Annotated in this window: 11 protein-coding genes; 8 read left to right on the top strand and 3 right to left on the bottom strand. The window is 61.2% G+C overall.

Features of this window, described 5'->3' with window-relative positions; all coding sequences use genetic code 11:
• The 5 genes from RIN13_RS19315 to RIN13_RS19295 form a co-directional block, all read left to right on the top strand.
• A partial coding sequence (locus RIN13_RS19315; protein WP_309108935.1) for a TIM-barrel domain-containing protein occupies positions 1-599 on the top strand: 599 nt, incomplete at its 5' end.
• Entirely contained in the window at positions 596-1,372 is a 777-nt protein-coding gene (locus RIN13_RS19310; protein WP_309108934.1) for a Gfo/Idh/MocA family oxidoreductase, read from the top strand. The genes RIN13_RS19315 and RIN13_RS19310, both read left to right, overlap by 4 nt.
• Before the next feature lie 43 nt (positions 1,373-1,415).
• The gene (locus RIN13_RS19305; RefSeq protein ID WP_309108933.1) at positions 1,416-2,603 is read left to right on the top strand and encodes an aldo/keto reductase; all 1,188 of its coding nucleotides are present in this window, start codon (positions 1,416-1,418) and stop codon (positions 2,601-2,603) included.
• Positions 2,604-2,706: 103 nt separating this feature from the next.
• A complete protein-coding gene (locus RIN13_RS19300) occupies positions 2,707-4,305 on the top strand; it encodes an alpha-L-arabinofuranosidase C-terminal domain-containing protein (protein WP_309108932.1) in 1,599 nt (532 codons plus the stop codon).
• Positions 4,306-4,405: 100 nt separating this feature from the next.
• Complete coding sequence (locus RIN13_RS19295) at positions 4,406-4,648, top strand: hypothetical protein (protein ID WP_309108931.1); 243 nt, start codon at positions 4,406-4,408, stop codon at positions 4,646-4,648.
• 344 nt (positions 4,649-4,992) lie between these two features.
• Here RIN13_RS19295 and RIN13_RS19290 read toward each other — a convergent pair whose 3' ends face one another.
• Together RIN13_RS19290 and RIN13_RS19285 are read right to left on the bottom strand one after the other, a co-directional pair.
• Positions 4,993-5,682 carry an aspartate/glutamate racemase family protein gene (locus RIN13_RS19290; protein ID WP_309108930.1) on the bottom strand — a complete coding sequence of 230 codons (690 nt, stop codon included), beginning with the start codon at positions 5,680-5,682 and terminating at the stop codon, positions 4,993-4,995.
• A gap of 61 nt (positions 5,683-5,743) precedes the next feature.
• Positions 5,744-6,253, bottom strand: coding sequence for a GNAT family N-acetyltransferase (locus RIN13_RS19285; RefSeq protein WP_309108929.1), 510 nt, complete (start codon positions 6,251-6,253; stop codon positions 5,744-5,746).
• A 69-nt stretch (positions 6,254-6,322) separates the two neighbouring features.
• On the opposite strand from RIN13_RS19285, the gene RIN13_RS19280 reads away from it, so the two are divergent.
• Positions 6,323-7,255 (top strand): LysR substrate-binding domain-containing protein, encoded by a 933-nt coding sequence (locus RIN13_RS19280; RefSeq protein ID WP_309108928.1) that lies wholly within the window; start codon positions 6,323-6,325, stop codon positions 7,253-7,255.
• Positions 7,256-7,283: 28 nt separating this feature from the next.
• On the opposite strand, the gene RIN13_RS19275 is transcribed toward RIN13_RS19280, so the two are convergent.
• Entirely contained in the window at positions 7,284-7,730 is a 447-nt protein-coding gene (locus RIN13_RS19275) for a MarR family transcriptional regulator (RefSeq protein ID WP_309108927.1), read from the bottom strand.
• A gap of 104 nt (positions 7,731-7,834) precedes the next feature.
• On the opposite strand from RIN13_RS19275, the gene RIN13_RS19270 reads away from it, so the two are divergent.
• Both RIN13_RS19270 and RIN13_RS19265 read left to right on the top strand, forming a co-directional pair.
• On the top strand, positions 7,835-8,179 hold the full coding sequence (locus RIN13_RS19270; RefSeq protein WP_309108926.1) for a rhodanese-like domain-containing protein: 345 nt from the start codon (positions 7,835-7,837) through the stop codon (positions 8,177-8,179).
• 375 nt (positions 8,180-8,554) lie between these two features.
• Positions 8,555-9,331, top strand: coding sequence for a class I SAM-dependent methyltransferase (locus RIN13_RS19265; protein WP_309108925.1), 777 nt, complete (start codon positions 8,555-8,557; stop codon positions 9,329-9,331).
• Positions 9,332-10,048: the final 717 nt, after the last annotated feature.

The following is a 10,048-nucleotide window of genomic DNA, read 5'->3' as shown; positions in this document are numbered from 1 at the left end:
CGTCCCATTCACGGCTGCATGGTTCAGCCTCGTACCGGGTGCCATGGCTGGTGGACGACGAATCTAGTGATGTGCTGCGCCACTTCACTGAGCTCAAGATGCGGCTCATGCCGTACCTGCTTTCGGCGGCCGAGGACGCTCACCAGACGGGGACTCCGCTGATGCGGCCCATGTTTCTGGAGTTCCCGGAGGATCCCGCGTGCGCCCACCTTGACCGGCAGTACATGCTGGGGTCCGAGCTGCTGGTGGCGCCGGTCATGGGCAGCGGCGGTTCGGTGGACTTCTACCTGCCGGAGGGAACCTGGACGCATCTGGAAAGCGGCGAGCAGTTGTCCGGACAGCGCTGGCACAACAAGGCGTTCTCAGTGATGGAGGCCGCCGTGTACGTCCGCCAAGGTGCAGTCCTGCCGCTTGGAACTGTCAGCGACAGGCCGGAATATGACTGGGGCAACCAGCTGGAATTCAAGGCATTCGCAGCAGTCGACGGCCATAGCAGGACTGTCACAGTTCCGAAGGCCGACGGCGGTTTTGCCCGGTTTGAGGTGACAGTGGAAGGCGGCCGGGCGGTCGCCATCGCGGATGCAGAAGCCAAGGCATGAACACGAGCCCATCCCAGCCCATCAGGTGGGGCATCCTCGGCCCCGGATATATTGCCAGGCAATTCGCAAAGCAACTTCCGTCCAGTCAGACGGGAGAGCTCGTGGCGATCGGCAGTTCTGACCGGACCCGCGCTAAGGACTTCGCAGTGGAAGCCGGCGTCCCGCACGCAATCACCGGAACGTACGAGGAGGTGTTGTCGAGCCCGGACGTTGATGCCGTCTACGTGTCAACCGTGAACACCAGCCACGCCAAGCTCGTTCTGGCCGCCGTGCGTGCAGGCAAGCATGTGCTGTGCGAGAAACCCCTCGCGCCGAATCATGGAAGCGTTATGGCTGTTGTCGATGCCGCCCGCACGGCAGGCGTCATCCTCATCGAGGCCTACATGTACCGGTTCCACCCGCAGACAGTGAAGCTCCTCGAGCTCATCCGGACCGGTGCCATCGGTCACGTGCAGCACATCGACGCCAGCTTCTGCTTTGAGGTGCCTGAGAAAAAGGGCCGGTTGTTCGAAGCGAACCTTGCCGGCGGAGGCATACTCGACGTCGGTGGCTATCCTGTGACGATGGCACGCGCCGTGGCAGGCGCAGCTTCCGGGCAGCCCTTCGCCGAACCCATCGATGTGCGGGCGGCCGGATTTGTCGGCAGCACAGGCGTGGATGAGTGGGCGGTTGCGCACTTGACCTTTCCCTCAAACCTCACGGCGACACTGCGTGCGGGGATACGCATCGAGAACCCTGATCTCCGGTTCGGAGGGCACCCTGTTCCTCTCTGATCCGTGGACAATTCACGACCGGCAGGAGATAACACTCCGGCGAGTGGGGGAGCAGCCGCAGAAGTTCACGTTCGCATCGGACGACCCGGCCAACCATCCGTACGCCCTTGAGGCCGACGCCCTCGCAAAAGCGGTCGCAACCGGCCAAGAGCCCCTGGAGATGTCCCTTGACGACACGTTGGGAACCTCCGCTGTGCTGAACCGCTGGCGGGACCAGGTCGGCGTGCGTTTCCCGTTCGAGGTCGAGGATGCGAACATTCCTACCGTCTCTGGCCTGCCGTTAGCCGTAATGCGGGATACACCTATGCGCTACGCACAGATCCCAAGGTTGGACAAACCCGCCTCCAGACTTGTTATGGGCTGTGACAACCAGCCGAACCTGGCGCACGCTTCGTCACTGTTTGACGCGTTCTGGTCGGCCGGCGGTAACACCTTTGACACGGCATGGCTGTACGGCAACGGCGAACACGAGAAGCGGTTCGGAAAATGGCTCGCCAACCGAGGGGTTCGCGAGGATGCGGTGGTCATTGTGAAAGGAGCCCACACGCCGCACTGTGATCCTGATTCCCTATCCCGGCAACTGTTGGAATCCCTGGACCGGCAGGGACTCGAGTATGCCGATGTTTACCTCATGCACCGTGATAATCCTGAAATCCCCGTTGGTGAGTTTGTTGACGTACTGGACGAGCACGCCGGCGCGGGGCGCATTACGGCCTTCGGCGGTTCGAACTGGACGTTGGAGCGGTTTGATGAAGCCAATGCATGGGCGGCCGCGAATGGCAGGCGGCCCCTCACGGTACTGAGCAACTACTTCGGCTTGGCGGAGGCCTACGATGTCCCCTGGACTGGATGTCGGACTGCTACCGATCCGGAGTCCAAACGCTGGCTCACGGAACGCGACGTGGCGCTCCTGCCTTGGTCTTCACAGGCCCGCGGGTTTTTCGCCCGCGCGAATCCTGACGACCTCAGTGACTCAGATCTCGTACGTTGTTTCTACGGCGATGCGAACTTTGAGCGGAAGCGCCGCGCTGAACAGTTGGCAACAGAATTCCGAGTGCCGGCGACCGCTGTGGCATTGGCCTATGTGCTGGCCCAGCAATTCCCAACTTTTGCATTGGTTGGGCCACGGTCAATCGCAGAGTATCGTGCCACGATGACGGGTCTCGGCATTGAACTAAATGAGGAGCAGACATCGTGGCTGGATCTCCGCAGTGGCCAGAACAGCTTTTAGCAGCTGTCCCCGCGCCTCGGGCTCGAGCTCGTGGCCCCCTTCCGGCTCATCGTCCGGGAATCAACTAGCTGAATCTACTCATAAACTTTGGAGAATCTTGAACATGGCATCTTCGCCCCGCCTCATCGTCAATCTGGACATCGCAGGTCCCACCATCAACCGCCACGTTTACGGTCATTTTGCTGAACATCTGGGCCGTTGTATCTACGGCGGTTTCTGGGTGGGGCAGGAGAGCGAGATCCCCAACACCCGGGGCATCCGCAATGACGTTGTGGAAGCTCTGCGCGAGCTGCGCATCCCCAATCTGCGCTGGCCGGGCGGCTGCTTCGCCGACGAATACCACTGGCGTGACGGCGTCGGCCCTCGTGAGCAGCGCCCGCGTATGGTCAATTCCCACTGGGGCGATGTTGTGGAGGACAACTCCTTCGGTACTCATGAGTTCATGGACCTCTGCGAGATGCTGGGCGCGGACGCCTACGTCAACGGCAATGTGGGTTCCGGCACCGTCCAAGAGATGAGCGAATGGATCGAGTACCTCACCCGGGCCGATGATTCCCCCATGGCCGCTCTACGCCGGGCGAATGGCCAGGACGAGCCTTGGAAGGTTCCCTTCTTCGGCATCGGCAACGAGCCCTGGGGGTGCGGCGGTCATATGCGTGCCGATGCCTATGCCGATCTGGCCCGCCAGTACAGCACCTATGTGCGGAATCATAACGGCAACGAGGTATACCGGATCGCTGCCGGTGCCAGCGACGAAGACGTAGCTTGGACCAAAGCCCTCATGGAGGCACTGCCTGACAAAGGCAACTCCAGCCGCAGGAGTTCGCCTTACCAAGGCATCTCCCTGCACTACTACACGATGTCCGGTCACTGGGATGCCAAGGGTTCGGCAACCGCGTTCAGCAAGGAGGAGTATTGGAAGACCATCAAGTCCGCCCAGCACATCGAGACCCTCCTGTCCATGCACTCCACCATGATGGATGTGTATGACCCGCATAAGGCCGTGGGCCTGGTCCTGGACGAATGGGGCACCTGGTGGGATGTTGAGCCTGGCACTAATCCCGGCTTCCTGTACCAGCAGAACACCGTCCGCGACGCCCTGGTGGCGGCCATCCATTTTGACTCCTTCCACCGGCACGCGGACCGCCTGGTCATGGCGAACATCGCCCAGACTGTCAACGTCCTGCAGGCCATGCTGCTCACCGATCCGGAGAGCGGCGCCCTGGTCAAGACCCCCACCTTCCACGTCTTCGCCATGAACGCAGGGCACCATGACGCTGCGGTGCTGCACACGCACCTGGACTTTGACACTTCGCATGAGCTGGACGGCGACCGGCTCCCCACCTTCACGGCTTCCGCCAGCACCAAGGACGGTCAGGTGCTCATCTCCGTGGCCAATCTGGAGCTGGAGGGCGAGAGCGAGGTGGTCCTGGACCTGCGCGGCGGCCGGTTGGAGCAGGTGGAGGCACTGGTGCTCGGCGCCGACAGCGCCGCCGCGTTCAACGCTCCCGCGCACCCCTATGCAGTCGCGCCCCGTCCCCTCGAGGTGAAAGAGCGTGACGACCAACTGGTGCTCCGCCTGCCGGCGCACTCCTTCGCTACCGTTCGCGGCACGCTGGCCGGGCAGGCTCCCGAGGTCGCGGACGCTACCGCCGGGGTCAGCGCTCCCACGACGGGCAGCAAACCCTGCCTCAACTGCTGAGCAGTCACACCTCCAACAACCCTCAAGAAACCGACAGGACCGGACAGCGCGATGCCTTTCTGACCTTCCCCTTGAGCAGCTCCGCGCGTACACCTCAACAGTGACGCCCCGGAACGCCTTCTGGGAGGCCACCATCGAGGAGGCGGGAACGTTTCCCCTCGATGCCAGCTTTGAGCCCGCGGAGAACTACCTGGAGCAGTGCGGAGATGATGGCTTGCAGACCAAAATCGTGGCTCCTATTGCCCACGCGATCATGATCCGTTTCCCAAGTTCCCGTGTCACGGCTGCTCAGCTGCGAGGCCGTCAATTTTTGGCTCACTTCTGGCTCAAACAACTGGGCTAAAAACAGTCCCATCGTAAGACCACTGAGGTCCTTTCTCCCGCGAATACTCCACGCTAGCGGCGCCCCGCCAGGAGCAAAAAAACGACATCGCTGCGCTCGGACGCCACAGGCATTCTTCTTCTTTTTTTGTTACCGCCGTTGGATCGTTTGTGCCAGCTTCACTGGATCAACCATCGCGCTGAGGGGCACGCGCACCGTACCCGAAACTTGACAGGGGTGCCTGAACAACCCGGTCGGACCGGTCATCGGTTCAACGCCGGTGACCGTGTGGGTGGACCGTTCCACAGCCGAGGAAGTGGAACACTCGTCGGGGAACTCTCTTAGTCCTGCCCCTGCTCCGAGGTTCACGTCAATGCTGCCGTGACGGCGGCCGCTGCGTGCAGTCGCGTTGTGGCGAAGACCGGCAGTGGTGTGTGCTTGGGATGGATCAGCAACTCGATTTCGGTGCATCCGAGAATGATGCCCTGGGCCCCCTTTTGGCTCAGGCGATGGATGATGGCCTGATATTGCAGGCGGGACGCTGGGAGGATGTGGCCGAGGACCAGTTCGTCGTAGATGACTGTGTTCACCACAGCCCTGTCGTCTGATTCGGGCGTGATGACTTTGAGTCCGTGGGAGGCAAGGCGTTCCGTGTAGAAGGACTCTTCCATGGTGAAGCGTGTCCCAAGGAGTCCGACGGTGTTGATTCCCGCTGCGAGCACAGCCTTCGCAGTGACATCCGTTAGATGGAGGAATGGAATGGAAATGGCGGCCTCGATGTCGCCGGCGACCTTGTGCATGGTGTTCGTGCACAGAACGAGCACTTCGGCCCCGGCCGACTCGAGGCGCCGAGCCTCAGCGGCCAAAAGTTCGCCGGCTGCTGTCCAGTCACCGTGGTGCTGGAATCGTTCGATGTCCGCGAAATCCACGGAAGATAGGATGCAGGAGGCCGAGTGAAGGCCTCCGAGCCGCTCCCTTACCTCCCTGTTGATAAGTGAGTAGTAGAGCGCTGAACTCTCCCAGCTCATTCCGCCCAGCAGCCCGATGCGTTTCATGGCAGCACTGCACTTGCAGGAAACCTGTCGGCCGATCCTGTCGGCAGGGATATTCCCCGGCTCACAGCTCGTACTTCATGAACACATCTGCCCTGCGGTAGGGCAGTGGGCCGAGTTCGTCGAGCGGAACGTGCCGGAAACCGACAGATTCGTAGAGCCTGACAGCGTTAGCGAGCTTGGTGCTGCTGCCCAGGAACAGGGTGGATGCACCGAGTTCCCGTGCTTTGCCGACTGCGGCCAGGACGATGGCGCGTCCTAGGCCTCGCCCTCTCAGGGCCGGGGAAACAGTCATCTTTGAGAGCTCGAAGACGCCGTTGCCGGCCGTAACCAGAGCCACACAGCCAACCACAACCCCATCGACGCGGGCCAGAAGTACCTGCCCGCCCTTGTCGATAATTTCGACTTGCGGGTCACCAAGGATGAGTCGGTCCGCGTCCTCGAGCGAAAATAGTTTGCTGATCCACTCCTCATTGAGCTCCTTGAAAGCGCGTGCGTCTATGGCGTTGGACAAAGGTGAGATGACGAGTCTTGCTGTTTCCCCGGGAGGGCTCTGGGAGGATTGCTGGTTCATTCTGTAAGCATGCTCGAAGCGATCGATCTCGTCCAATGGCAGTTCCTAAATGATTGATAACGTAATGGTATGAATGAGGAACAGCGGGACGTGCCCTTTGAAGGGAAACAGTTCGAGGCCGGCGATATTCAGCTGCGGCATCTCCGGTCCTTCGTAGAACTTGCAGCGGAACTGCACTTCGGTCGGGCAGCTGACATCCTGGGTATTGCACAACCTGCCCTGTCAGGGCATATCCGTAAGCTGGAGGCCGATCTGGGGATTAGGCTTTTCCATCGGACGACCCGGTCGGTGGAACTGACTCCCGCCGGGGTTGTACTGTACGAACGAGCGACCAGGATTCTCCGGCAGGCAGCACGTGATCTCTCTGAGGTTCGCGGCGTTGGCCGCGGCGAAAGCGGAGTGCTTCACCTTGGGTTCGCAAGCTCCACGCTCCCACTGGGACTTGCTGATCAAATACAGAAGTACCGACACGGCTACCCGGATGTCAGGGTACGGCTCCACGAGGGATACACCTCGCAACTGATCGGGATCCTTGCCAAGGGGGAGATCGATGCAGCCCTTGTCCGAGACCCGGACCCTGCACCCGGGGTTACTACTGAACCCATCGCCACCGAACCCTTTTGCGTGATTCTCCCCCTGGAACACCCGCTGGCACACTCAGAGACACTCACAGGCCTGGACCTGGTCGACGAACCGTTCATTTTCTATCCTGAGTCCGCCGGCGTACTCGCACACAGGCTTAATCTCAGCCCGCTCACGGAAGCCGGAAAACGTCCCGACATTATTCAGGAAGCATCGCACTGGGCCACAATCATGCACCTCGTCGGAGTAGGGCTTGGGATCACCGTCGCACCCCTCAGCGCAACGTACACTGCACCGTTGACCGTTCGGGCAATACCGCTCACCAATACATCGGCTCGGAGCACCATCCACATCGCCTGGCGCGAACACGAGGAACGCCCCATCGTCAAAAACTTTCTCCACCTTCGCAATAGGCCGTAGCAGACAAGTTTCCAAGAAGTAAGGTGATTCAGCCTGTTGGCCTGTCCCGGACCCTGTTGAGGAGCCGAGACAGTTGTAGGATCTCCTCATCCGTGAGATCGGACGCGAATTGATTCTCAATCGCTCGTAGGTAGACCGGAGCCGCCGCTTTGAACAGGGCAAGTCCTTCGTTGCTGATAACTGCGTAGGCCGAGCGGCGGTCATCGGGGTGGACTTCTTTGCCTACTAGGCCGCGGTCGACCAGCTCGTCTACAAGACGACTGACCCGCGTTCGGCTGAGGACGACCCGCTCGGCGAGGTCGCTCATCCTTAGTCGCCCTTCAGGTGCAGCCGAAAGTTCGAGCAAAACATCATACCAGGACAATGGCAACCCTGTTTGATCGCGGACTGCCTTATCCAGGACGGGGACGAGCGTGGCATGTACCTGGAGCATTGCCCCCCAGGCGTCGGCGGCAAGCTTCTTTCGTGAAGGCATACTTCCAATCTACATAAAGTTGCGTGCCGACACACATGTAAATATAGTTGCGTGCAGACGCACACATTTAAGTGCGTCCTTTCGTCACACTACAAGGAGCGCAGATGACTGAACTCATTGGCCGCGAGGAACTTATGTCAGCTATCAATCAGGGAGCGGTGACCGTAGTGGACGCGCTGGGCGGCGTGTACTACGAGCAGCAACATCTTCCGAACGCACTGCCGCTTGCTGAAGCCGACGTGCCCTCTCAGGCACCGAGATTGCTTCCGGACAAGAACGCGGCCATTGTTACCTATTGCTCGAATGCTTCCTGCCCGAACAGCCAAAACGTCGCCAACCGTCTTGCCGCGGCTGGATATACCAATGTCCGCAAGTACCGCGATGGCATTCAGGATTGGGTGGGAGCAGGGCTCCCGATCGAGTCGGGCGTTTTCGCGCCGACGGGCTGACGCTAGATACATGAGCACAACGCCCCGCAGTTCACCTCTCGTCTCCGGATTTATGAGTATGACGTCGCGGGGCAACTCCTGGCCGTCACCGCCCCGACGGGTCCCGGACCGAGTATGTCCATGACGGGTTGGGCCGCCGGTCCCGGCTGATCCGCCCGGACGAGTCCTGGACCGAATACGCCTGGGGCCCTACCGGTTACCTGAACAGCACCACCGACCGTACCCGCGACGGCGGTGGAGGAACGAGCTTTGCGCCGCTAGGCGCGATCGAGCCTTGAACCTTGAGCCGAGCATCCGCGCTGAGGGCGATGAACGGCCAGGAAGGCAGACAAGACGACAAGGGGCGTGCCACAATGTGCGTGGGGAGGGATCACTGTGGGTGAGGTTGCTTACGGGTCATTGGCGTCGGTGTATGAGTGGCTGGTACCGGATGCTAAGGCGTCCCCGGCGGGCAATGCGCAGGGGTTCGAGATGGTGACGGCGGGGCTCGACCCGGGGGGACAGATCTTGGACTGCGCCTGCGGGATTGGGTTGCTGGCGGTGGGGCTGGCTGAGGCCGGGTTCCGGGTCACCGCGTGCGATGCCAGCCCGGCGATGGTCGAGCGGACCAAGGCGCTGGCTCGCGCTCACGGAGTCGAGGTGTCGACGCGGGTATGCCGCTGGGACCAGCTACCCGATCAAGGCTGGCAGGACCGGTTCGACGCTGTGTTGTGCGTCGGGAACTCACTCGCGCACGCGGTCGGACGCAGTGGCCGGCGCGCCGCACTCGACGGCATGGCATTCGTGTTGGCGACAGGTGGGGTGCTGGCGCTGACCTCCCGCAACTGGGAGCAGATCCGCTCAGCTGGCAGCAGGCTGGACGTCTGGGACCGGCTCGTGGAACGCGCCGGCCGCAAGGCAATGGTGGTGTACTCCTGGCAGGTGCCGCCTTCATGGGACGCCGAACACCACCTGCAGATCTCCGTGGCAGCACTCCAGGACGGTGACCAGCTGCAGGTGACGACCGAACTGCTGCCGATCTGGCCCTTCCACCACGAGGAACTCCTAGCCGATGTAGCGGCCGCAGGTCTAAGCCTCGCAGGGTCCACGTACGACGCGACCCAACCGAATTATCTCGTCACGGCTCAGCGACACGCAGGGTTACCGACCTGACCCACATTCTCCTCATCCCGGCGTCGCATGATCACACCGTCCGCGGCAAGACCGGACGGCATGTAGCGTCCCGCTCAGGCACCGGCTTGCGGGCGCGCGGGAGAGAGGGCAATTCCTGGGTTTGAGGAGGGATGAACCAGCACTGCAGCTAGCTGGGGCATTCTGGGCCTGGACGAAGACAGCTACAATCGCAGTTCATAGAAGTGATGGGGACCTGAACAGGCCTTTGGACTAACTACGGCTCGCTCCAAAGTCGAACATTGCCACACTGTAGATTGGAGTCCCTTAGACGCCCCAACCTTCCTGGCGCAGTACGGCTCGGCCCATTTCCAGAGCCTTGCCGCGTGCATTGCCCTGATTGGACCGTCCACATCAGGCACGTCATAAAAGGCTACTGTCTGCGCGTGGCCCCGCGTAAAGAAATCCATGCCCGGGACACCCCTGAAGCCGAGCAGACAGGTTCGGCCGGCAGAAGGAATGCTACTCCCGGTGCGGTCATCGGCAGGATATACATACTGCCGGTAGTATCCCTTCCCTGGGACAAAACTGACGACCCTTGGCTATCAGCCTGAGAGGAACGCATGCCTGAATTTGCTGTATTGATCTACGCAAACGACTCCCTGCACGCACCTAACGCCACGAAAGAGGAGCTCAAGGAGTGCGACGAGCACTTCGACTCTCTCGTCGCCACCGGTCGCATGCACATCGCGTATGCCC

This window comes from Arthrobacter sp. (genome assembly GCF_031179985.1).
Classification (GTDB): domain Bacteria; phylum Actinomycetota; class Actinomycetes; order Actinomycetales; family Micrococcaceae; genus Arthrobacter.
Note: the sequence above shows the minus strand (reverse complement) of the source record. Positions and strands in the feature narration are given on the sequence as shown.

Bases quoted from the DNA above. Each gene is read 5' to 3' on its own strand.
- RIN13_RS19310 (WP_309108934.1), top strand. From the start codon at position 596: ATGAACACGAGCCCATCCCAGCCCATCAGGTGGGGCATCCTCGGCCCC.
- RIN13_RS19300 (WP_309108932.1), top strand. From the start codon at position 2,707: ATGGCATCTTCGCCCCGCCTCATCGTCAATCTGGACATCGCAGGTCCC.
- RIN13_RS19290 (WP_309108930.1), bottom strand. From the start codon at position 5,682: ATGAAACGCATCGGGCTGCTGGGCGGAATGAGCTGGGAGAGTTCAGCG.
- RIN13_RS19285 (WP_309108929.1), bottom strand. From the start codon at position 6,253: ATGAACCAGCAATCCTCCCAGAGCCCTCCCGGGGAAACAGCAAGACTC.
- RIN13_RS19280 (WP_309108928.1), top strand. From the start codon at position 6,323: ATGAATGAGGAACAGCGGGACGTGCCCTTTGAAGGGAAACAGTTCGAG.
- RIN13_RS19275 (WP_309108927.1), bottom strand. From the start codon at position 7,730: ATGCCTTCACGAAAGAAGCTTGCCGCCGACGCCTGGGGGGCAATGCTC.
- RIN13_RS19270 (WP_309108926.1), top strand. From the start codon at position 7,835: ATGACTGAACTCATTGGCCGCGAGGAACTTATGTCAGCTATCAATCAG.